This is a genomic window from Pontibacter rufus (assembly GCF_015694705.1).
Classification (GTDB): domain Bacteria; phylum Bacteroidota; class Bacteroidia; order Cytophagales; family Hymenobacteraceae; genus Pontibacter; species Pontibacter rufus.
On sequence record NZ_JADQDR010000009.1, the window covers coordinates 76,065 to 98,601 of the forward strand.

Genomic DNA, 22,537 nt, shown 5'->3' on the forward strand with positions numbered 1-22,537 from the left:
AGTATAAACAACGCCCTTCGCTGTTTAAATTAACGGTACCATATAAAGTATAAGCACCTGTTTGATGGCATCTGGAAGTCTATTGTTCCATTATTCAGTTTATACTTAACTATTCTGAAATCTAAGGCTGAGCCGGCTGCCGCTACTTTCTATACTTATACCTGACTTATACCTGCTACGCTGCCCTGTATTATTGCAGCTGCCCGGCTGGGGTTTGGCTATGGTATATTATTCTGCGATGGTGATGCTGCCTTTATACTTGCTGGTACCAAAATCTATCACATAGAAGTATACGCCAACATTTACACCTTTCCCGTCCCATTTAAAATCGCTGTTGGTACTGCGGAAAACCTCTTTGCCCCAGCGATTGTAAATAACGATATTAGAGAATACGGCGGAACAGAAATCTGTCGGAAGCCCTGGAATTTCAAAATAGTCGTTCAGTCCATCGTCGTTAGGTGTGAAGATGTTCGGCGGCAGAAAATCTGCTAACTGGGGCGCTGTTACCCTGAATTCCATGGTTAGCACCTGTTCGGGGAAGGGCGTACAGGCATCTTCGGCCAGTTTAAAGTTTACACGAATTACTTCCTGCCCGGCAGCCTTGCAGTTTGCCACCCAGTTAAAAGTGCCATCAGCCTTGCCTTTGCCATCAGTGGCCGTAAAGTTCATGCCATAGTCAGCCAGGTTAAAGCCATCGCCTTCCGCACGTAACCGTAGCGGGTCCAGGTTGATGTCGTCTCCAAAAAGTTTGGCTTCAAACGGTTCATTCAGGTTTAAATCGAAAGAAAGAACGGGTTTGTCTGTTGTGATAACGGGCGCATCGTTCGGCGCGATGATATGAAACTCCAGCACCAGTTGCTGATCTGGCGAAGGCACGCAGGCATCTTCCTTCAGGTTAAAGTTAACACGTATAACATTGCCTGTGGCTGCGTTGCAGGTGGCAACCCAGCGGAACAGGCCTTCGGCGCTGCCTTGGCCGCCGGTACTTGTAAAATCCATTCCGAGATCGCCCAGGTTAAAACCATTGCCTGCAGCCGATAAAGCCAGCGCATCTAAATCAATATCTTTGCCGAATACTTTAGCTTCATAAGGTTGGCCGGGTTCTAAGTTGATGACCAGGACCTGCTGGTCGGTGCTGATGGATGGAACATTGTTTTTATAGATCGGGCGTACTTCCACCACTTCTTTTTTTTCGATGGTTTTGCCGCATACGACCGAGCTTGCTGTAAATTCCACCTGGTAGGATTCCTGCTGCACGGTGCTGCAGTCTATCTGCCACAAAAAAGGTGATGTTACTTCAGCGGGCTTTGTCTGGTTTTCAAACGTCACAGGCTGCGAGGCGAGATCAAAATTAAGCCCTTTGGCGGTCAGCGTTACATCCTGTCCATCGGAGTCGGTACCGGTCACGTCAAAGTTAAGCACATCGCCCTGTTGCACTTCAAAAACACGCTTCGGTGTAGACAGGGCAAGCGCTGGTGGTGCATCAGGTACGGGGTTAATTACAAAGTTAAGATGAACCGTATCCTGGCGGGGCAGGCTGCAGCCATCATCTTTCACAATAAGGTCCATCTGGTATACTTTGCCGCCGGTGTCAAAACATTCGTCAAAGCAAAGCGTGGCGCGCAGGGTGTCGCTACTGGTGCCGTCCTGGTTAATAGTACCGCTGGTAACGCCATTCAAAGTATAATCCTGGCTGTCGAAGTTAACAGGCTGTGCACGCAGCTGCACAAACTCCTGCAGGTCCGGATCGGTAAACAGCACCTCAATACAGCGGCTTCCGGCCGGATCGAGGCGAAGTACCTGGTTTGCCTGGTAGAAAACATTCTGGCCCTGTTCAAGCGCCATCACCTGCGGCGATGCATTTATCTGGCAATCCAGTACCAGCACCTGAAAGTCACGCCTCACTTCACCTATTTTTACACCGTTTCTGAACTCCTGGCAGCGAACGCCAAACACATAAAGCCCTTTGTTTTGGGGCCGCATCGTCAGCTGGCCTGTCCGGGCATTGATGTTCATGGCCGGGTTGCCTTTTATCTGGGTGTCTTTGCTATAGCCCGGCAGCCAGCCTATTTCAGGATAGGGGCCGGAGCGCGGCGTGTAAGGATATTGCTGCGATGGCGCATTGGGGTTTAAGGCAGAGGTAAAGCCATTCAGGGGGGTAACCATGTCATACACCAGCGAGTCGCCATCCGGATCTGTGCCATCAAAATCGAAGTAGAAGAGCTCATTTATGCAGGCATAGTCGCTGAGCGGCGGGAAAAGCCGGGGAGATGAGTTAATGAAAGGCTGCCCGTCGCGCACAACAGCCGGAAATTCCATGTAAAATGTCTGGGCTGCGTTTTCAGGAGATACAATGTTGCTGATGGTGCGGTTACGGCAACAGCGCTCCCAGGTAACATAATAGCCGGCCGGGTTGCTATATTGGCTGGCAGGCAGCGTGATTTGCTCATTGTATACCAGCTTGCGGGTGCGCAGGCTGCCTACTGTACAATCTATGTTGGTATAAGGTACAAATGATTGTTCGCGCAGCGGCATTACTTTAGACTGCATCAATCTGTTGGATGATTTCTGGAAGATATTTACCGTAATGTATGGGTCTAGCGCACCGGGACTGCCGTTCACGTCATCAAAGTATAAATTCAATGTGAGCCGGTACTCGCTGCGCTGCAGATACTGCAACTCAAACTCACCACCAACAATGTGGGTAGCCCAGGCTTTACTTAAAACTAAAAAGCTGCATAGCAACAGCAGGAGTATACGTTTTGGCATAAGCACGGCAACGAAGTGGAATATCACGTATCCGAAAGCATTATAAATATAAGCAAAAGACACGAGTTTTAAGATTATCAGAATATTTTTTCAGGTACTGAACGCAACTTTCATATTAAATGAATGATAGAAAGTATACTTTACCTGCAATAAGTAAGAAACATAAGTGTTACGTGAAGTTGCCGGGCATCGGGGATGGGAGATGCAAGGCTTTATTCCGGCTTAAAGCTGATAATCCGGCTTTTATGCAGCATAATAGGATGCTTGAAATGCAGCATTTATATTGTCCGCTTATTTGATACTAGCAGCAGGCAATGTTATATCTGAAGAGCGGTCGTCATCATGACAGGACCGGGGACTTAAGGCTGATAGTTGTTTCCTTCAGAGGGCAGCTCATCAGGCTGTAGTACTTTGTCGAGTAAATCCGTAAATGCCAGGGGTCTGGAGAAGTATGGATCAGCATAAGAATCAGCCAGCAGGCGTATGTAGCCGGGGTTCCTGTTAATCTTTATATAATCGAGTGTAATGTTGCCGTAAAGCTGGTTGCAAAGGCCGGAGCCCGGCAGTTCGGCAGCGGGGGGCAGCAGTATGTATTTATTTACCTGTTCGGTATAGCGGGCATGCCTTTTCTCAAGCTCGTCCATGCTGTGCAGGCAATAACCCTGCGCCAGCACCCGATCTTTGAGAAAATCAAACAGAAAGCTGAAGTTTTCTGAGCTGATAGCCGGATCATGGAAAAAGATGAACCCTTTGCGGTTTTCCGCTTCCACTAATTGTACCCGGCAACTATGGGGCAGGCCGGCCTTCTGGTAATGATATGCTTTATACAGCGGGCCTGTCCAGCGGAGGTATGCCTGATTGTTTATCCATTTTTTGTACGCAGCCCTGTATGCTGCAGAACGTCTTAATTTTCGGCAGGTCGGAAGTTTGACTTCCCAGGCTAACAATCGTTTTAAAAATTCGTTAAACGGCATTTAGTAATTTATTCTTAAACATGTTTCGCGTTAAATAGTTTGAGTTCTGTGCAGGCAATTTATTGCAGCTTGCCCATTATCGGTTATACTATTTTATTGTTAATCAATTTAAAAACAGGCACTATCTTATTGTACAAAACCTTTGTAGCCGGTACTTAGCTTTAAAGGTTAACTATCCCTATGAACATGCTGACACAAGAACTTGAAATGAAGCGGCGGCTGTTGCAGGAATGCATCAGGATGCTGAACATGCAGATGAAAGCTGCGAAAGAGGCCATGGACGATGCGCAGGAAAGCGCAAACGAGCACCAGGGCGCTATGGAAGATAAATTTGAATCTTTCCGGGAAGCTTGCCAGATTCAGCGCGACATGTACGCGCGCCAGCTGGATGAGCTGATAACAACCATGAGTGTGCTCAAACGCATCAACGCGACCAAGTCCAATCACGACGTTTCGCTTGGCGCTGTGGTGCACACAGAGCTGCAGAATTATTTTATAGGCGTCAGCCTCGGCGAAATTAAAGTCGAAGGCACCTCCTATTATGCTATTTCCGGCATGTCGCCGCTGTTTAAGGCTATGGCCGGCAAAAGCGCAGGCGAGTATTTCACCTTCCGCGATAAGTCTTACAAAATTCTGGAGGTGTTTTAGGTAGCAGGGCCTTATAGCCGAATTTTAACCTGCGAAAGCAGGAGCAACCTTTTTGGCTGGGATAGGTTAAAAGAAAAAGTAAAGGGTTGAAAACAAAGAAGGGCAGCATCAGTGCTGCCCTTCTTTGTTTTGTGCTAGAGAGAAAGTTAATCAACGCGCGTCCAGTCCTGCGACCTGCCGATGAGGGAAATGCCGATATATCCTTTCACTTCCATCTTATCTTTACCAGTCATTTTCATATAGCAGGAGTATGTTTTGCCACTTTCCGGATCGTAGATAGTGCCTTCGTCCCATTTGTTATCTCCGTCGTACACAAAGCCTTTCATAAATTCAAGGCCAAGCAGCGGCCGGCTTTGCAGCTTTTTGCTGGGATTGTTGATATCTGTTTTAGGCTTGCCATTCAGCAGCGGCTCCCGGAGCGACACAATTTTGCCACACAGCTTATCGCCGCACTTATAAATTTCAAATTTCGCTTTGCCTTCCTCATTCGTCCAGGTGCCGAGTGGGGAAAGTTTTTGCGCCCATGCAAACGTAGAGAACAGCATAAGCGCAACAAGTATAAATAAGTGCTTTTTCATATTCTGGTAATTTTAAGATGGATATCTAATGTAATATAAGAAAATAATTCAGATCAAGCCAGAAACCGCTTGCTGCACGAAGAAATTGTTTATTTCTGTTAACTTGTAGCAAATGTATTGCCAAATAAAAGTATAAAACTTACGCAGCCATGTGGCTTACGGCACAGGTGGTAAAACCGACGGTTTCTGTATATAGTTGAGTTAAAGAGCCTTGTATAAAAAGTAGCCGGAACGGGAAAAAACAGCTGTAAAAAGTATAAAAAATAACCCCTTAACCTTGTGAACTTTTAAGCGTTATTTTATCTTTAGAAAAATGTAGCGAGTGCTACGGCTCAGGTCTTCAGGCAAACTTACAGAATGCCGGAAGTGCAGAGTGTATGTCGGACTAAAGAGAGAGGAGGTGCTATGTCTAATCCATCAGACGTCTTAGTAAGCCAGGGTAAAATTGTTCACATTAATTGTGAGCTGGCTTAGTAAGCAGTACTTACTGCTTGCGCAGTAATTTTACCTTTGGTCTTTAAGATGGCGCTACTGCCTGTCAGGGTGCCGCTTGCTAAGATGAAGAAGGATTTTTTGAGCGCCAGATGTACCTTGACGGGCTACATCTGGCGCTTTTCCTTTTTATACTTTACAAGTCATCTTTATACACAGATCTGTCGCGCAGGCGCCGCTCCCGCACAAACGAGCCCACGAAAAACAGCGTGGCGATAAAACAGCTCAGTCCCATTAACAGCAGCAGCACATCCTGCGTGCTCCACGAGGCGTCGGCGCTTACCTGCAAACTCAGCAGGACAGCTGCCAGCAGCGTGAGCGAAGTAACGGTATGAAATACAAAGCGGTTGTGCTTGCGCAGGTGATAAGTGCAGGCCAGCAGCAGCAGACCGAAAACAGGAACCGCTAGTGCCGTAACAGGCTGGTCAGGTATTACAACATAACGGGTAAGCCCGACAAGAATTAAAACCAGCCCGTTTATACTGTTGATGACGTATGAATGTGCCATGGTTGCTTAGGTTTAGTAAAAGAAAAATGCAGCCTATGGTTTATACTTACGGAAAAAGTGCGGCAGGTTTGCAAAGTATGAATGCGCAGACAGCCCGCGCAAGGCTTGACGAAGCCTAAACAGAGGACAGGTGGCACAAACCGAACGTTTAAGGCTTACCTAGCTGATCATACTTTATACTGACCTTGCCTGCCTGTTCTCTGTTGATCCTGTTTTAAAGTATGCGGCGTACTTCCAGAAAGCGAAGATTGTAGCGTGAGCCCTCTACCTGGCTCACTTTCACGCCTCCGTTTGAAGAAGCATGCACAAAAGAAATCGTGTCGCCGGGCTCCGAAATAACGATGCCCACATGTCCGGGTTCCCGTATGCTGGGCTGTGTTCCTGTAAAAATAACCAGATCACCAGGCTGAGCTTGCTGCCGCTGCACCGGCTTACCTACCTCTGCCTGAAGCGCCGAAGAATGAGGTACATCCATACTGAAATGGTCAAAAACATGCGTTACAAAGCCGGAGCAATCAAAGCCACTGGGCTTAATGCCTGCATACACGTAGGGGCTTCCCTGCAAGCTTAAAGCGTATTTTACAAGCTTATCTGCCTTGTTTTGCACAGTTGCTGCAGGTACCGACTGCGTCCGTAGAGGTGATTTGGGCATAGTATAAGTTTCAGAAGCAGGAGAAGTATACTTGCGGGTGTGCGACCTTGCCGAAAGCAGTATGATGAAGACCAGGAAGGGCGATAAAAACAGGACGGCAGGTTTTCTCATAATGCTTGGTTTATTCGTTCAGGCATTGGCTGATAATACCATGCCAGTTTACAACTGCGGAGTTGCTCGGGCATACATCGTATGGACAATGCTTTAGCGGCAACAATGCTTGCTACCTATAACAAACATAGAGCTGTAAAAAGTTTACAGGCACAAAGTCTGCATTTACCCTTGTAATTTGCTATTACACGGAAAATATAGAAAAAATGTAACTTTTTATAAATTGTATCAAAGTGAACTCAAAATAATTTGTATTTTTGATCTTCTATCAATTATAAGATTCGATACAGGGATGATGATAAGCAGAAACAATACGTCGGAAGTGCGATTTGATCCGCTGCATGATCGGTTGCAGGTGCATTGTAGCCGTAGCTTTGATTCAGCCGGTTTCAGAAGTTCCCTCCTGGAAGCCCTGACGTTTGCGAAAGCGCACTATGTTAAACACTGGTTGCTGGATTTGCGTGAAATAGGGGAGTTGAGCGAAGAAGATGAAACGTGGGTATATGCGCAGCTTTTTCCTGAGATGATGATGACGCTGGGCGAGGAAAATTACCTGGCAGTCCTGATACCGGAACCTTGCTACCAGCATTTGCTTAAAGAATCAGGAGCAGAGGGGTTAACGAGTTATAACTCTTTCATCATCATACACAATTTTTATGAGCCCGAGAAAGCGCATGCATGGCTGAACAGACGCAGCCCACATGCAGCCTGAGCCATAGCGGCTCACGGCTATGCCATTCCTTAGCAGAAGCAGCAGGACAGGATTTTGAAAAGCAGGGTAAATGTTGTAAAATGCCGAAGCTTTAACCAAAATCCCAACGAATAACATGCTTCAACAAAAGAAATTAATTTTACCTTTCCTGTTAATGGCCTTTTTATGCCTCGGCAACGTTGCCGCCACCCTGGCTGCGGAGCTACAGTATACTTTGTCTATGCCGGAACCTCACACGCATTACTTTAAGGTGGAGGCAGATTTGTCGGGTGCTAATAAAAAATATATAGACTTTACCATGCCGGTTTGGGCGCCGGGTTCTTACCTGGTGCGGGAGTTTGCCAAAAATGTAGAGAACTTCGAGGCTACTGATAAATCCGGCAAAAGCCTGCGCGCCGAAAAAATCGATAAAAATACCTGGCGCGTATACAGCAACAAAGCTGATGCCGTGCATGTGTCCTACGACGTATACGCTTTTGAAATATCGGTGCGCACCAGCTTTCTGGATGCCTCACATGGTTATGCGAACGGCACGAGCACCTTTATGTACCCGGAAGGCTATGAGAAAACTGCCGGAACACTGGTGGTAAAGCCGTACCAGGGCTGGGACAAAGTATCTACAGGCCTTAAAAGTACCGGTAAGTTTACGTATACTTTTCCCAACTATGATATTCTGGCCGATTCTCCGCTCGAGATCGGTAACCACCCGGTATATGAATTTACAACAAATGGGGTGAAGCATGAAGTAGCGATGTACGGCGGCGGCAACTATGACCCGGAGCGCCTGATGGCAGACATGCAGAAAGTAACTGAAGAAGCCGGCAAAGTAATAGGCGAGCTGCCCGTGGATCGCTACGTGTTTATTGTACACAACCTGGACCACGGCGGTGGCGGCCTGGAGCACCTGAACTCTACTACGCTGGAAACCTCCCGCTGGAACTATGGTACTGAAGCTGGCTACAACGGTTTCCTGAGCCTGGTGGCACACGAGTATTTTCACCTCTGGAACGTGAAGCGCCTCCGCCCGCTGGCACTGGGGCCATTCGACTATAACCAGGAAAACTATACCGACATGCTATGGGTGTCGGAGGGTATTACCAGTTACTACGATGATTTGATAGTGCGCCGCGCTGGCTTTATAACACCACAGCGCTACCTCGATATTGTAGCTTCCAGCATCAGCAACGTGGAGAACACGCCCGGCAACAAAGTGCAGACAGTAGCCGAATCAAGCTACGATGCCTGGATTAAGTATTACCGCCGCAACGAGAACTCCAACAATGCCGAAGTATCCTATTATACCAAAGGCGGCGTGATGGGCCACTTGCTGAACATGGACATTATGCGCAGCACCAAAGGAGAAAAGTCTCTGGATGATGTGATGCGCTACATGTATAACCGCTATTACAAGCAACTGAAGCGGGGCTATACCCAAGCAGAATTTCAGGAAGGTGTGGAGAAAATAGCTGGGCACAGTATGGACGATTTTTTCCGGGATTATGTAAACGGTACCAAAACCCCGGATTATAGCGCATACTTTAACGCGGCCGGGCTGAAACTGGTAAACGAGAACGCAGATCGTAACGTACCGGGCTGGGGCGCTGCTACGGCTGCATCTGATGGCAAAGTACTGGTGCGGGCAGTAAACCGCGGCAGCAGCGCCTGGGAGGGCGGCCTGAACGTGAACGATGAGATCATCGCCATCAACGGATATCGTATCGATAACAATGACCTGAGCCGCATCCTGAGCGAACACAACATAGGCGACAAGCTGGAAGTGCTGGTGGCCCGCGATGGCAAACTGGTAACGCTACAAGTGCCGCTGCTGAAGGACAAAACCATCCGTTATCATTTTGAAGAAGTGGCCAGTCCAACCGCGCTGCAGCAGGAAATCTTCAACAAATGGTTGTATATAAAAAATAGCTAAGCCCTAAGTATAAATTTGACAGGAACGGTGAGACGGATGTGGTAAAAGCATGCGCCTCACCGTTTTTTGTTTCTCACCAGGTTCTTCTTTTGACGGGGCTTTTTCCAAAATACTACAATTTATACTTAGCTTATTGGGAAAATGAAGCTTGGCGGTGGTGTGCGCTTGCAAACGCATACCAGCACCAAGCGTACCCGTATTCAATCTGATATTTCTTTAGAAGTATAAACAGAAGCGATAAATAGGCTCATTCTTCTGACTTATACTTTGCTATTCCAGCCGGAAGGAGGCGCTCACGACGGCCGTGATTTCTTTATCGATAGAAGAAACATCGTTAATGCCATAGTCGGAAATCATGTTGGAGTTGACAGGCGTAATCTGGATCACCCCCATCCGGGCAGTCGTAATCGGCCCAAGTTCAGAGCCGGTGGCTTCCGCAATTTTCTGGGCCCTATTGAGTGCATCTTTTGCTGCATCAGCCTGTATTTCCACTTTCAGATCGGCCAGTTTGGTATAATAGTATTCCGGCGGGTTCACCGAAAAGTTCACGCCTTTGTTTACCAGTGATGTAATATCAAGTGATACCTGTTTTATCCTGGCGACATCCTCCGATTGCACATCAATCATCTGGCTGGCATTATAAGCCAGAATATTGTTTGTCTGGAAACCCTGGCCATTCAGCTCAAATACCGGGTTCAGGCTTATGGTGCTCTGGTTGATGGCAGTTGCAGCAAAGCCCTGTTGCCTGAGGTAAGCAAGTATGGCAGGGCGCTGCTGCTGCAGGTTCTGGTAAGCTTCTTCGGCCGTAGCGCCGGAGGCCTGCAGGTTGCCTCTCAAGATTCCTAAATCAGATACAATATCCCTCTTTGCAGAGCCGGTTACATTGATGGTCTGATTCGCCTGCCCCCGTTCCTTCAGAAACAAACCCAGAAGCAGCGTACATATAATAAAGCTTATACCCAGAATGGTTACAGGGAGAACGAGATTTGGGTTCTTTTTCATGATGCTGGCGTTAGGCGGTAATTGATCTATATGCGTGTTCATATCAAATAATATAGCATGTCTTAGATGTCTTTGTTAATTGTATTTAATAAATATGTGTAAGCTTTTATTTATAGACATTTTTATAATTTACCAAAGTTTACAGTTGGTTTTAAAAGATAAAAATATTATAATTTGGTTTATTGCGCTAAACCGTTTAATTTTCGAGAAATTTAATTAAATTTATATTTCTATTTATGGTGGCTGTCGAAACCCCATGCATCCGAATAGTTTATTATCCTGAGAGTGAATCTCTGCTAATCAAATGGTTGCAGAAGCCGGGGGTTGTTGCTTTCAGAGAAGCTTACCTACAGATACTTAAAGTTGCAACTATAAACAATGTTATAAAATTCTATTGTACAGATTTAAGCTGCATAGGAGCTTTGGACCGGGAACAGGAGACCTGGTTGAATTTGGAATATTACCCGATGGTGTATAATGTAATAAAAGACAATATTTATGCAGCTGTAGTATTTTCTGAAGAACATTTCAAAGCTATTGTCAGCAATTACCAGGTGGCGTCGCCGGCAGCGCAGCATCAGTTTATAAACTTTACTTACTTTACAGATCTGGAGGAAGCCCTGTTCTGGCTGCAGAGCATAAAAAAAGGCCCGGATACAGCCTTGTTGTCTGCTGCACCCCGGCCTTTTAATTGACGTATACATTTTCCCGGCTCATGGGAAAATGCCAAGCGCTTCATAACTTACCCCAATTTTCTCGATGGCTGTCAGGAAGGCTGCCGTGCGGAGGTCGGGTATTTTCTTCAGAACCATCACATCCCTGATTTCGTGATAAGCGTTTATCATGGTGTCTTCCAGGCCGGAGCGTACCAGGTCTACTTCATCAGCACCCTGAATCAGGATATGGCGCTCCTGCTGAGACATGCTTTTGCCGGAAGATGATTCGATGGCATTAACTATACGCCGGAGGCTTGCTTCCTCTGCGCGCTTGCCCATACGCCCAAAGCGCACATGCGACAGGTTTTTAAGCCACTCGAAATAAGATACAGTTACGCCGCCTGCATTCAGGTACAGGTCTGGTATAATAATGACGCCGTTCTGGAGCAACACCCGCTCTGCATCTTTGGTAACAGGTCCGTTAGCGCCTTCGGCCACAATCTTTGCTTTGATCCTGGCCGCATTGTCGCTGTTGATCTGGTTTTCTAACGCCGCCGGAATTAAGATATCGCATTCAACTTCCAGCAACTCCATCGAGTTTTCATAATTCTTCGCATTCGGGAAGTTAAGTATAGACCCGTTCTCGCTGCGGTGCTTGAAAGCCTGCTGTACATCTATGCCATTCTCGTTGAAGATACCACCCTCGCGCTCCGCAATCCCCACAATAATAGCACCATCCTGCTGGCAGAAATAGGCTGCATGGTAACCTACGTTTCCGAGACCCTGCACCACAATGCGCTTGCCCTGCATGGTATGGCCATCCAGGTTTTTTCCTTTCAGCAGATCGGAATCGGCAAGCGCTTCTCTGATACCGTAGTATATGCCAAGGCCGGTGGCTTCTGCGCGCCCCCTGATGCCGCCCTGCCCGACAGGCTTGCCCGTTACGCAGCCCAATGCATTGGTTTCGCCATAGTTGAGCGCCTGGTAAGTATCAGCAATCCAAGCCATTTCACGGCTGCCGGTGCCATAATCAGGAGCAGGTACATCAATGCCAGGACCAATCAGGTTTTTGCGGATAAGTTCGGCAGCAAAGCGGCGGGTAACTTTCTCCAGTGTTTTTACGGATGTGGTGCGCGGGTTGATTCTTACGCCGCCTTTGGCGCCGCCGAAGGGCACATCCACCACGGCACATTTAAAAGTCATGAGCGCAGCCAGGGCAATCACTTCGTCCTCATCTACCTGCATGCTGTAACGTATACCTCCTTTTGAGGGAAGTTTATGGTGGCTGTGCTGCGCCCGTATACCTTCCACCACTTCTATCTTACCATCAATCTCAACCGGAAACGACACTTTATACACACTGTTGCAGGTCCTGATTTGCGCCAGTATACCCGCATCCAGGCGTGAATAGCTGGCTGCGTTGTCAAAAAACTGGTGGACACTATCTAAAAACTGCCTGCCTTCGTTGGGGTTATTTGCCATACAAGTTTGGTTTTGGTTTTAGCTTTAATTGATTTTAGAACGGTTACCGGATCGATTTGTTCTGAAATTCTCTGCAATGACCGGCTTGGCTGTTAAAAGGCTGGCGTAAGGTAGCCTTACTCTTATTCCGTTAAATCACCTTCCGGAAATAAAGGCGACAACAGCAAAACGTGGCCACTCAGTTTTAAGGAATAAGAACTGATTTGCGCCAGTCATACATTATGCGCGCAACATAGAAATCTGACATATTTGTTGGCTTGTTTGCTCATGTTACTTGAATATTCAGGCAAAAGATATTTATACCTTCGGCCACAAAAGCAGAGGCGAAGCCTTCTACCTGCTTCGCCTCTGCTGCTGTATAAGTATAGGCTGTTATTTCACAGAGAGGAGCTCCACATCAAAAATGAGGGTAGCATTGGGACCGATGGCGTCGCCTGCGCCCTGGCTGCCATAAGCCAGTTCAGACGGTATAAACAATCGCCATTTAGCGCCTTCTTTCATCAGTTGCAGGGCTTCGGTCCAGCCCGCGATGACGCCGTTTACCGGGAAAGTGGCCGGCTGACCGCGCTCATAGCTGGAGTCAAACACAGTGCCGTCAATCAGGGTGCCATGGTAATGAGTGGTTACAGTATCGGTTTTGGACGGCGATTTGCCATTACCTTCCTTTAGTACCTGGTATTGCAGACCGCTCGGCAAGGTTTTTACGCCCTCTTTTTTGCTGTTTTCTGCCAGGTATGCTTCGCCCGCTTTTTTGTTATCAGAGCCCTGGGCGCTTTGTTTTTGTCCCATTTCCTGTTGTAAGGCCGTCATAGCCTGCTGTATTTCGTCCTGCGATAAACTGGAAGGTTTCCCGGCTGCTACTTCTTTCAGGCCCTGCATAAACGGATCGGCTTCTACTTCAATACCTTGTTTGCGAAGGTTGGCGGCCATGTCGCGGCCAATGATGTAACTGATCCTGTCTTTCTGATTTTCTGGTTTCATAAAAATGAATTTGGCACCAGGGCTGGTGCGGTTAAAAATATACGCCATTTCCGGCGCCGGCGCAAAGCTACGCCATTTCTAAGAACGGAAAGAGTGGGAGAGAGGATACAGGCGCCACCTTCAGATGCAGAAATAGTAGCTGGCTGCCCGTCGTTCGTGGTCTTTATACTTCAAAATATACGATGGCAGCAACCAAAACTGATGAGTATGAGGTAATGAGTTATACTTCTACATTGCTGAGGCACGGTCTATTAACCAAGCCTGGCTATGTTGTAACATTAATTTTAATTAAATTCTTTGGGTTAATCAATCGTTTGATTAATTTTGCAGCCGGATTGCATAAACGAACCATGACCAAGGAAGACAAGAGAAAGCATATACTGGATACTGCAGAGAAAATGTTTGCAGCATTTGGTTACGAAGGTGCTTCTACGCGTCAGCTGGCCAGTGAAGCAGGCGTGAACATGGCCATGCTGAACTATTATTTCGGCTCCAAGGAAAGCCTGCTGCAGGCGGTGCTGGAGCGGCGGATTGCAGGTATGCGGAACCAACTGGAAGAAGCGAAAGAAGTAAATGCTTCGGCCTGGGAGAAGCTGAACCGTGCCCTGGAAATTTACCTGAACAGGGTGAGCGCCAATAATTCTTTCCACCGGATTATCTACCGCGAAATTTCACTTAACCAGCGTTCAACTCTGAGTTACTTTCTTTCTGAGAATGTTTTCCGCAACGTGCAAACCATCATGGACATTATCCGGGAGGGTATTCAGGATAGCTCGTTCCGGAAGGTGGATGTGGAGATGACGGCAGCCAGTATTTTAGGTACCATTTACTATCTCCTTAATTCAGAACAGGTTGCTGCCCGCCTGCTGGACACTGATTTTCAGGATCAGGCGGCGGTAGACACAGAAATTAAGCCCCGCATCAAAAAGTTTTTACACGATTATCTACAAGCATATTTAATGCATCATGATTCAGAGAAGCAGTAATGTTTTTGCACGTTTAGCTTTCAGGCGCGTGCATTCCCGTTTTCAGAAGTATGGGTTGCTGGCGCTGCTGCTGTTGCTCGGCGGTGCTGTTTCGGCGCAAAACGTACGGCAACTGAGCCTGGAAGAGGCCATCAGGCTGGGCACCCAGAACAGCAACACTATCAAGCTTTCACAGGCCAGGATTGAGGAAGCTATTTCCAGGTACAACCAGGTGAAAGACAACACGCTGCCAACCGGAAGCGTGAGCTATACTTATAACCACGCTGAAATACCGACTACCACCTTTAAAATTTCTGATAAGGCAGAGCCCTTTTTCCTGCCGAGGCGGGCGGATGCTTTTCTGGGAACTTTCACCTTGCAGGAAGTGATTTTTGGCGGCAACAGGCTCAAATATGCAACAGAATCCACTGCTTTGCTGACGCAGGTGGCGCGCCTGGATGCGGAGAGTGATAAGGAGGAGTTGGTATACAATATAGCCAGCGCATACTTTAACTTATACAAACTGCAGCAGAGCCAGCAGGTGGTTGCACAAAACCTGGAAGCCATAGACCGCCAGATAAAACAGGCGCAACGCTTTTTTGAGCAGGGGCTGGCTACCCGCAACGATGTGCTGCGCTTCCGGCTGCAGCGCAGCAACATAGAGCTGTCGGGCGTGGATTTGGAAACGAACCGCAAAGTGGTAGTGTACAACCTCGATATTATGCTGGGCCTGCCCCCCGAAACGAATCTGGCTGTAGAGAAAATAGAAACGCCCGGGCAACTAACTGTCCCTGTGGCAGCCTTTGTGGACACAGCCCTCGTTAACCGACAGGAGATAAAGGCGCTGGGCCTGCAAACCAAAGTGGCAGATAACCAGATTAAATCCATTAAAGCTGAAAAAATGCCGTCTGTACTGGCGAGTGCCAGCGCTTACTACATCAACCCGAGTGGCGCTTTTGTGCCGCCTGCCAACAGCTATGTGGCTCCCGTTATGGCGGGTGTAACCGTAGCCTGGAACTTTGATCAGCTGTGGCTGAACGACAACAAGGCAGCTGAAGCCAGAATAAAGAAAACGGAAGTGGAAATCAGCAGGGACGCAACCATAGACCTTGTAAAAACACAGGTCAACGAGAGCTATCAGAATTACCGGAAGGCGCTGGAACGGGTACAGATTCTTGAAACAGCCATTGCCCAGGCTACGGAAAACGACCGCATGGTGGAGTCGCAATACCAGAACACCATTGCTTCGGCCATCGACAGGGTAGATGCAGAAACGCAGCTGTTTGAGGCGCAGATTAACCTGGCGCTGGCCAAGGCTGACGCCGACCTGGCCTATTATACTTTGCTGAAATCAACAGGAACATTAACACATAACCAGTAGTAACACAACATGGAAACCGTAAAGAAAAAGCCAAACAGAATCATTCCCATTATTCTGGGCATATTGCTCGTTGTCGGGGGTATTTTTGGTGTAAAAGAGTACCTGTACTATAGCAAGCACGAGGATACCGACGATGCACAGATAGATGCGGATATCAGCCCCGTGGTTACGCGCGTGGGCGGCTACGTAGATTCTATCATGTTTGAGGAAAACGAACATGTTGAGGCAGGGCAGGTACTTGTAAAACTTGACCAGCGCGATTACCAGATAAAGCTGGAGCAGGCGCAGGCAGCACAGCAGGGCGCTTCGGCCGGCACCAATGTGGCGCAGGCGCAAATTAATACCACCATTGCCAATGCGTCTACGGCAAAGGCCAACGTGGTAGCAGCGCGCGTAAAGCTGCGCCAGGCTGAGCAGGATTATGCCCGCTACGCTAACCTGGTTAAAGACGGTTCGGTAACCCAGCAGCAGTTTGAGCAGGCGCTGGCGCAGCGCGATGCCGCAAAGGCCGCCTATCAGGCTGCGCAGGATCAGTACAATGCCGCCACCAAGCAGATACAAACCACTAAATCGCAGCTGGCAGTATCAAACACTGGCGTAGACCAGAGCCAGGCCAATGTAGACTTTGCCAAACTACAACTGTCTTATACTACCATTAAGGCGCCGGTGAGCGGTATGGTTTCCAACAAAAACATACAGGTGGGCCAGCTGGTACAGCCAGGCCAGAAACTCTTCTCTATTGTGAATGACAGCAGCCTGTATATAACCGCTAACTTTAAAGAAACGCAGCTCGGAAACCTGCACGAAGGCCAGCATGTGGACATTGAAGTAGATGCTTTTCCGGATGTGGAACTGGACGGTGTAATTTATAACTTTTCGCCGGCTACAGGCGCCAAGTTCTCGCTGCTGCCGCCGGACAACGCCACTGGTAACTTCGTGAAAGTGGTACAGCGCGTGCCCGTTAAAATCAAAATCAAGCCGAATAAAATCATGGATAAGCTGCGCCCGGGTATGAGCGTGAAAGTGTCTGTGCTTACCAAAGAAGACGCATAAAGATGGCGGAAACAGGTATAAAAAAATGGGTCATCACGATAACGGTGATTTCAGCCTCCCTGCTGGAGCTGATAGATACCACCATCGTGAACGTATCCATCCCCCAGATTCAGGGAAACCTGGGCGCCACGCTCGAAGACGTTGCCTGGCTCACCACGGGCTATGCCGTAGCAAACGTTATCATTTTGCCTATGTCGGGGTGGCTCGGCAGCTTTTTCGGCCGGAAGAACTACTTCCTGGGATCGATTATTCTCTTCACCATTGCCTCCTTTCTGTGTGGTAATGCCACCAACCTGGATGAGTTGATTCTGTTCCGGATTTTACAGGGGGTAGCGGGTGGCGGATTAATTTCTACGGCACAGGCCATACTTCTGGAAACATGGCCTCCTGAAGAGGTAGGCATTGCTACAGCCCTGTTTGGCCTCGGAGCCGTTTTCGGCCCGACTATCGGGCCGACACTGGGTGGCTATATTACCGACAACTACTCCTGGCCCTGGATTTTCTACGTGAATATTCCGGTGGGAGCCGTAGCTGCCTTTGCAACGTATACTTTCATTAATGCAACACCTAAGACAGGCAGAGGCAAGCCGATTGACTGGTGGGGAATTATCCTGCTGGCCGTAGCTGTCGGAAGCCTGCAAACATTGCTGGAGAAAGGCGAGTCCGAAGACTGGTTTGCCACAACTTATATTACCGTACTGGCGGTAGCTGCGGTTGTAGGCACGCTGCTGTTTATGTGGCGCGAAATGACCACTGAGTATCCGATCGTAAATTTCAAAATTATGCGGCACCGGAGCTTTTCGCTGGGTATGTTAACGTCCTTTGTGCTGGGCTTCGGTCTGTATGGCTCCGTGTTTGTATTCCCGATATTCTGCCAGCAGTTATTGGGCTTTACGGGGCAGCAAACGGGACTTATCCTGCTCCCGGGGGGCCTGTGTACCATCGCCATGATGCCTTTTGTGGGTATTATGCTGAAACGCGGGGTGCCCGCACAGTTCATGGCCACGGCAGGTATGGTTTTGTTTTTTGTCTTCTCCTCAATGTTGAGTAAATCCACGCTGTCGTCCGGAACCGAAGATTTTTTCTGGCCGCTCGTCATCAGGGGTATCGGCATGTCTATGCTGTTCGTGCCGCTCACCACGCTGGCTATTCAGGATTTGAGAGGAAGTGAAATAGGACAGGGAACAGGCCTCAACAACATGATGCGCCAGCTGGGCGGTTCGTTTGGTATTGCCGCGCTCACCACCCTGATTCACATCCGCCAAGGCTTGCACCGCAGCAATTTGCTTAGCAACATCAACGAGTATAATCCTGCTTTTGTGGAGCGTTTCCAGGGCATGGTGCAGAGCTTTGTGGCCAAAGGCTATACTTTTCTCGATGCGCAGGTGGCAGCTTATAAGGCAATGGAAGGAACGGTAATCAGGCAAACGCTCTTACTTACCTATACTGATATTTACTGGATATCAGGGATTATCATGCTTTGCGCCATTCCAATCGTATATCTGCAGAAGTTCAATAAAAATGCTAACGTGCCGGTTGACGTGCATTGACGGGCTATACTTTCAGGTATACTTCAGGTTTATACTTTGTCAGAACACAAAATGCCCGCAGCTGGATTTTAGTTGTGGGCATTTTGTGTTTATAATGGTTTTCGCCGTTTTGCGTTTAAATTATAGGTAAACGTGTGCATCCTCATCCGAGAGATCGATGGCGACGTGTTCTGCTCTGTAAGTGCTGCTTAAGTATATGTAGGCTGCAGCTCCGATTACCAGAAAGGCTGTGCCCACCAGGGCTAGGGAAAGTTTCATGCTGTATGCAACGTATGGTTGCACCTGTTTACGTTTAATGCTGCCAAGTGTTTGCTAAAGACCACTGATGACCAGGCAACGTTTCAGCACAAGCACAAATGCTAAAATCCTTTTGGACGGCAAAGCTTTAAGATCTGCGTAGTTTCTGACTACGTGAGAGAAAATATGCTGGTGCGAGCTTGCAGCTCGTATCTTCTTATATACAAAAGATACGAGCTGCAAGCTCGCACCAGCAGAATTAAATCTTTTATAAACAAAAGGTCAGGCTAAATGCCTGACCTTTTGTTTAATGCTATACTTATGAAAAAGATTACATATTCCGTCTGTACTGGCCACCTACTTCGAACAATGCGTTCGTAATCTGGCCGAGCGAACAGTATTTCACCGTTTCCATCAGTTCCTCGAAAATGTTGCCGTTGTTGATGGCTACCTGTTGTAAGTGTTTCAGCAGCTCTGCCGATTTATCAGCATTACGCTCCTGCAGGCCGTGTACCATACTTATCTGGTATTGCTTTTCTTCTTCGGTAGCCCGGATAACTTCTTTTGGAAGTACGGTAGGCGAACCGGTGGAGGATAGAAAGGTATTTACGCCAATAATCGGATATTCGCCATTATGTTTCAGTGTTTCGTAGTATAAACTTTCCTCCTGAATTTTGCCGCGCTGGTACATGGTTTCCATAGCACCCAGCACACCGCCGCGCTCCGTAATTCGGTCAAACTCCAGCAATACCGCTTCTTCTACCAGGTCGGTTAGTTCTTCGATGATAAAGGAGCCCTGCAGCGGGTTCTCGTTTTTGGCTAAACCTAACTCGCGGTTAATGATCAGCTGAATTGCCATGGCCCGGCGCACCGACGCTTCTGTAGGGGTGGTGATCGCCTCATCATAAGCATTGGTATGCAGTGAGTTACAGTTGTCGTAAATGGCATAGAGCGCCTGCAGCGTTGTGCGGATGTCATTAAAGTCGATTTCCTGTGCGTGCAGCGAACGCCCGGACGTCTGGATGTGGTACTTGAGCATCTGCGAGCGGGCATCGGCGCCATATTTCAGCTTCATGGCTTTCGCCCAGATTTTGCGTGCCACCCGGCCAATCACCGCATATTCCGGGTCGATGCCGTTGGAGAAGAAGAAGCTCAGGTTCGGCGCAAACTTGTTGATGTCCATACCGCGGCTCACATAATATTCCACAAACGTGAAGCCGTTTGCCAGCGTAAAGGCCAGCTGCGAAATAGGATTTGCACCCGCCTCCGCAATATGGTAGCCCGAAATGGAAACCGAGTAGAAGTTACGGATGTTCTTGTTGATGAAGTAAGCCTGCACATCGCCCATCAGGCGCAGCGAAAACTCTGTAGAGAAAATACAGGTATTCTGCGCCTGGTCTTCTTTCAGGATATCGGCCTGCACCGTGCCGCGCACCGAAGCCAGCGTACGTGTTTTGATCGGCTCGTATACATCGGCAGGCAGCACCATGTCGCCTGTCACCCCTAACAGCATTAACCCTAAGCCATCGTTGCCTTCCGGCAGTGGTCCCTGGTACGTTGGGCGCGCCGCACCTTTCTCCTGATAAATAGTATCAATTTTCCGGTTGATTTCATCCTCCAGGCCATGCTCCTTAATATACAGTTCGCATTGCTGGTCAATGGCCGCGTTCATAAAAAAGCCTGTCAGGATAGCGGCGGGGCCGTTGATGGTCATGGAAACGGACGTCATCGGATCAGCCAGGTTGAAGCCCGAGTATAGTTTCTTGGCATTGTCGAGGCAGCAGATACTCACGCCCGAATTACCAATCTTGCCATAAATGTCCGGCCGGTAGTCCGGGTCTTCACCGTATAGTGTTACCGAATCAAAGGCTGTAGACAAACGTTTAGCCGGCATGCCGAGGCTCACGTAATGGAAGCGGCGGTTGGTGCGTTCCGGTCCGCCTTCGCCGGCAAACATGCGCGTCGGGTCTTCGCCTTCGCGCTTGAACGGGAACACGCCAGCGGTATAAGGAAACTCGCCAGGCACATTTTCCTGCAGGTTCCACTGCAGTATATCGCCCCAGGCCTCATACCTGGGTGTGGCTACTTTGGGTATCTGCAAATGCGACAGCGACTCGGTATGCGTTTTTATCTTGAGTTTTTTGTCGCGCACTTTAAAAGTATAAAACTCATTTTTGTAAGCCTGTACTTTGTCTTTCCAGTTCTCGAGTATTTTACGGTTCTGGCCGTCCAGGTTCAGTTCAATTTCGGCATAGGCCTGCTCCAGTTGCTTTACCAGGCGGTCCTTGTCTTCCACAGCTATACTTTGCACCGCCTCTATAGACTTTCTGATGCCGTAGAGTTTCTGCGCCACTTCTGCCTGCTCTCTGCCCCACTTGTCGTAACTGCGGATGGTTTCGACAATTTCTGAAAGGTAGCGTGTGCGGGCAGGCGGAATGATATATACTTTCTCCGACATCTCTTTCGAGGTTTTCAGGTGCGAGTCGAAGGCAAGGCCTGTTTTTTCGGAGATTTTGGCCATGAGGGCGCGGTACAACTGGTTCATGCCTGGGTCGTTAAACTGCGAGGCAATGGTGCCGAATACCGGAATATCTTCGTCGCTTACGTCCCAGATCTGGTGGTTGCGTTTGTACTGCTTCTTCACGTCACGCAGCGCGTCTAAAGCGCCGCGCTTGTCAAACTTATTGAGCGCAATCACATCAGCAAAGTCCAGCATGTCGATTTTCTCCAGCTGCGTGGCCGCGCCATATTCCGGCGTCATCACATACAGGCTGGTATCCGAGTGCTCAATAATTTCAGTATCAGACTGGCCGATACCGGAAGTCTCCAGAATAATCAAATCGAAATCCGCCGCTTTAATAATATCCACGGCATCCTGCACATACTTGCTGAGGGCCAGGTTGCTCTGGCGCGTAGCCAGTGAGCGCATGTATACCCGTTCGTTAGAGATCGAGTTCATCCGGATGCGGTCGCCCAGCAGCGCACCACCGGTTTTGCGCTTCGACGGATCTACCGAGATAATGGCAATCTTTTTATCAGGGAAATCAATCAGGAAACGGCGCACCAGTTCATCTACCAGCGAGGATTTGCCGGCGCCACCAGTGCCCGTAATACCCAGCACAGGTGTTGTTCGTTGTCCGTTGTTCGTTGATCGGTCGGCTTTGTAGCTGCCGATGATCTGCTCTTTTACTTTGGCGTATTCTTCCGGGAAGTTTTCGGCGGCTGAAATCAGGCGGGCAATGTCTCTGGGATTTTTCTCTTTCAGGTGTTTGGCCTCGCCGTTCAGGTTCTGGCCCGTCGGAAAGTCGCACTGCTGCAGCATGTCGTTAATCATACCCTGCAAACCCATCGCGCGGCCATCGTCGGGGGAGTAGATGCGGGCGATGCCATACTGTTGCAGTTCCTCAATTTCTTCCGGAAGTATAACGCCGCCGCCGCCGCCAAACAGTTTGATGTGGCCACTGCCGCGCTCCTGCAGCAAATCATACATATACTTAAAGTACTCGATGTGGCCGCCCTGGTAGGAGGTAATGGCAATGGCCTGGGCATCTTCCTGAATAGCGCAGTCCACGATTTCCTGCACCGAACGGTTGTGGCCCAGGTGAATTACCTCGGCGCCGGAAGCCTGAATAATGCGGCGCATGATGTTAATGGCTGCATCGTGGCCGTCGAACAAAGAGGCGGCTGTTACAATACGGATATGGTTAACAGGCTTGTATGGTGCTACAGTAGTATAGGTCATATATACTTAACAGTATTTTTTCGGTTTTGATGCGAAGATAGGACTTAGATTTTTAGGATTGCTGAAATCACAGGATTTTGGAGCGGCATTTCATTCCGGGAAAAGGAAGGCCTGCCC

Annotated in this window: 18 protein-coding genes; 8 read left to right on the forward strand and 10 right to left on the reverse strand. The window is 48.5% G+C overall.

Annotated features, from left to right (window positions below):
* Window positions 1-228 precede the first annotated feature (228 nt).
* Both I2I11_RS15355 and I2I11_RS15360 read right to left on the reverse strand, forming a co-directional pair.
* Window positions 229-2,769, reverse strand: coding sequence for a T9SS type B sorting domain-containing protein (locus I2I11_RS15355; RefSeq protein ID WP_196268620.1), 2,541 nt, complete (start codon window positions 2,767-2,769; stop codon window positions 229-231).
* A gap of 359 nt (window positions 2,770-3,128) precedes the next feature.
* Complete coding sequence (locus I2I11_RS15360) at window positions 3,129-3,539, reverse strand: hypothetical protein (RefSeq protein WP_196268621.1); 411 nt, start codon at window positions 3,537-3,539, stop codon at window positions 3,129-3,131.
* A gap of 390 nt (window positions 3,540-3,929) precedes the next feature.
* Between I2I11_RS15360 and I2I11_RS15365 the strand changes: the two genes are divergently transcribed.
* Complete coding sequence (locus I2I11_RS15365) at window positions 3,930-4,391, forward strand: hypothetical protein (RefSeq protein WP_230680330.1); 462 nt, start codon at window positions 3,930-3,932, stop codon at window positions 4,389-4,391.
* A gap of 146 nt (window positions 4,392-4,537) precedes the next feature.
* Here the strand turns inward: I2I11_RS15365 and I2I11_RS15370 are convergent, their stop codons facing one another.
* From I2I11_RS15370 to I2I11_RS15380, 3 genes are all read right to left on the reverse strand, one after another.
* Window positions 4,538-4,969, reverse strand: a complete 432-nt coding sequence (locus I2I11_RS15370; protein ID WP_196268623.1) for a DUF2147 domain-containing protein — start codon at window positions 4,967-4,969, stop codon at window positions 4,538-4,540.
* 628 nt (window positions 4,970-5,597) lie between these two features.
* On the reverse strand, window positions 5,598-5,969 hold the full coding sequence (locus tag I2I11_RS15375) for a hypothetical protein (protein ID WP_196268624.1): 372 nt from the start codon (window positions 5,967-5,969) through the stop codon (window positions 5,598-5,600).
* A 214-nt stretch (window positions 5,970-6,183) separates the two neighbouring features.
* A complete protein-coding gene (locus I2I11_RS15380) occupies window positions 6,184-6,732 on the reverse strand; it encodes a C40 family peptidase (protein WP_196268625.1) in 549 nt (182 codons plus the stop codon).
* 292 nt (window positions 6,733-7,024) lie between these two features.
* Here I2I11_RS15380 and I2I11_RS15385 point away from each other — a divergent pair, with 292 nt between their 5' ends.
* Window positions 7,025-7,444, forward strand: a complete 420-nt coding sequence (locus I2I11_RS15385) for a hypothetical protein (protein WP_196268626.1) — start codon at window positions 7,025-7,027, stop codon at window positions 7,442-7,444.
* A 154-nt stretch (window positions 7,445-7,598) separates the two neighbouring features.
* A complete protein-coding gene (locus tag I2I11_RS15390) occupies window positions 7,599-9,371 on the forward strand; it encodes a M61 family metallopeptidase (protein WP_230680331.1) in 1,773 nt (590 codons plus the stop codon).
* Window positions 9,372-9,641: 270 nt separating this feature from the next.
* Here the strand turns inward: I2I11_RS15390 and I2I11_RS15395 are convergent, their stop codons facing one another.
* Window positions 9,642-10,415 (reverse strand): SIMPL domain-containing protein, encoded by a 774-nt coding sequence (locus I2I11_RS15395; RefSeq protein WP_230680332.1) that lies wholly within the window; start codon window positions 10,413-10,415, stop codon window positions 9,642-9,644.
* 380 nt (window positions 10,416-10,795) lie between these two features.
* Here I2I11_RS15395 and I2I11_RS15400 point away from each other — a divergent pair, with 380 nt between their 5' ends.
* Complete coding sequence (locus tag I2I11_RS15400; RefSeq protein WP_196268627.1) at window positions 10,796-11,068, forward strand: hypothetical protein; 273 nt, start codon at window positions 10,796-10,798, stop codon at window positions 11,066-11,068.
* An 18-nt stretch (window positions 11,069-11,086) separates the two neighbouring features.
* On the opposite strand, the gene I2I11_RS15405 is transcribed toward I2I11_RS15400, so the two are convergent.
* Window positions 11,087-12,511, reverse strand: coding sequence for a Glu/Leu/Phe/Val family dehydrogenase (locus tag I2I11_RS15405; protein WP_196268628.1), 1,425 nt, complete (start codon window positions 12,509-12,511; stop codon window positions 11,087-11,089).
* 372 nt (window positions 12,512-12,883) lie between these two features.
* Window positions 12,884-13,492 (reverse strand): BamJ family beta-barrel-assembly machinery protein, encoded by a 609-nt coding sequence (bamJ, locus tag I2I11_RS15410; protein WP_196268629.1) that lies wholly within the window; start codon window positions 13,490-13,492, stop codon window positions 12,884-12,886.
* Between the two features lie 350 nt (window positions 13,493-13,842).
* On the opposite strand from bamJ, the gene I2I11_RS15415 reads away from it, so the two are divergent.
* Genes I2I11_RS15415 through I2I11_RS15430 form a run of 4 tightly spaced genes read left to right on the forward strand, consistent with a single transcriptional unit; the run spans window position 13,843 to window position 18,441 of the window.
* Complete coding sequence (locus tag I2I11_RS15415; RefSeq protein ID WP_196268630.1) at window positions 13,843-14,478, forward strand: TetR/AcrR family transcriptional regulator; 636 nt, start codon at window positions 13,843-13,845, stop codon at window positions 14,476-14,478.
* Window positions 14,459-15,838, forward strand: a complete 1,380-nt coding sequence (locus I2I11_RS15420; protein WP_196268631.1) for a TolC family protein — start codon at window positions 14,459-14,461, stop codon at window positions 15,836-15,838. The genes I2I11_RS15415 and I2I11_RS15420 overlap by 20 nt, the downstream gene beginning before the upstream one ends.
* 9 nt (window positions 15,839-15,847) lie before the next feature.
* The gene (locus I2I11_RS15425; protein WP_196268632.1) at window positions 15,848-16,891 is read left to right on the forward strand and encodes an HlyD family secretion protein; all 1,044 of its coding nucleotides are present in this window, start codon (window positions 15,848-15,850) and stop codon (window positions 16,889-16,891) included.
* A 2-nt stretch (window positions 16,892-16,893) separates the two neighbouring features.
* Window positions 16,894-18,441 (forward strand): DHA2 family efflux MFS transporter permease subunit, encoded by a 1,548-nt coding sequence (locus I2I11_RS15430; RefSeq protein WP_196268633.1) that lies wholly within the window; start codon window positions 16,894-16,896, stop codon window positions 18,439-18,441.
* A gap of 120 nt (window positions 18,442-18,561) precedes the next feature.
* Here the strand turns inward: I2I11_RS15430 and I2I11_RS15435 are convergent, their stop codons facing one another.
* Window positions 18,562-18,699, reverse strand: coding sequence for a hypothetical protein (locus tag I2I11_RS15435; protein WP_196268634.1), 138 nt, complete (start codon window positions 18,697-18,699; stop codon window positions 18,562-18,564).
* Window positions 18,700-19,009: 310 nt separating this feature from the next.
* The gene (locus tag I2I11_RS15440) at window positions 19,010-22,420 is read right to left on the reverse strand and encodes a methylmalonyl-CoA mutase family protein (protein WP_196268635.1); all 3,411 of its coding nucleotides are present in this window, start codon (window positions 22,418-22,420) and stop codon (window positions 19,010-19,012) included.
* Window positions 22,421-22,537 lie beyond the last annotated feature (117 nt).

Excerpts from the sequence above, each read along its gene's own strand:
- I2I11_RS15390 (WP_230680331.1), top strand. The coding sequence starts at position 7,599 with ATGGCCTTTTTATGCCTCGGCAACGTTGCCGCCACCCTGGCTGCGGAG.
- I2I11_RS15430 (WP_196268633.1), top strand. The coding sequence starts at position 16,894 with ATGGCGGAAACAGGTATAAAAAAATGGGTCATCACGATAACGGTGATT.
- I2I11_RS15385 (WP_196268626.1), top strand. The coding sequence starts at position 7,025 with ATGATGATAAGCAGAAACAATACGTCGGAAGTGCGATTTGATCCGCTG.
- I2I11_RS15425 (WP_196268632.1), top strand. The coding sequence starts at position 15,848 with ATGGAAACCGTAAAGAAAAAGCCAAACAGAATCATTCCCATTATTCTG.
- I2I11_RS15380 (WP_196268625.1), bottom strand. The coding sequence starts at position 6,732 with ATGAGAAAACCTGCCGTCCTGTTTTTATCGCCCTTCCTGGTCTTCATC.
- I2I11_RS15375 (WP_196268624.1), bottom strand. The coding sequence starts at position 5,969 with ATGGCACATTCATACGTCATCAACAGTATAAACGGGCTGGTTTTAATT.
- I2I11_RS15405 (WP_196268628.1), bottom strand. The coding sequence starts at position 12,511 with ATGGCAAATAACCCCAACGAAGGCAGGCAGTTTTTAGATAGTGTCCAC.
- I2I11_RS15365 (WP_230680330.1), top strand. The coding sequence starts at position 3,930 with ATGCTGACACAAGAACTTGAAATGAAGCGGCGGCTGTTGCAGGAATGC.
- bamJ (WP_196268629.1), bottom strand. The coding sequence starts at position 13,492 with ATGAAACCAGAAAATCAGAAAGACAGGATCAGTTACATCATTGGCCGC.
- I2I11_RS15370 (WP_196268623.1), bottom strand. The coding sequence starts at position 4,969 with ATGAAAAAGCACTTATTTATACTTGTTGCGCTTATGCTGTTCTCTACG.
- I2I11_RS15395 (WP_230680332.1), bottom strand. The coding sequence starts at position 10,415 with ATGAACACGCATATAGATCAATTACCGCCTAACGCCAGCATCATGAAA.
- I2I11_RS15440 (WP_196268635.1), bottom strand. The coding sequence starts at position 22,420 with ATGACCTATACTACTGTAGCACCATACAAGCCTGTTAACCATATCCGT.
- I2I11_RS15420 (WP_196268631.1), top strand. The coding sequence starts at position 14,459 with ATGATTCAGAGAAGCAGTAATGTTTTTGCACGTTTAGCTTTCAGGCGC.
- I2I11_RS15435 (WP_196268634.1), bottom strand. The coding sequence starts at position 18,699 with ATGAAACTTTCCCTAGCCCTGGTGGGCACAGCCTTTCTGGTAATCGGA.
- I2I11_RS15415 (WP_196268630.1), top strand. The coding sequence starts at position 13,843 with ATGACCAAGGAAGACAAGAGAAAGCATATACTGGATACTGCAGAGAAA.
- I2I11_RS15355 (WP_196268620.1), bottom strand. The coding sequence starts at position 2,769 with ATGCCAAAACGTATACTCCTGCTGTTGCTATGCAGCTTTTTAGTTTTA.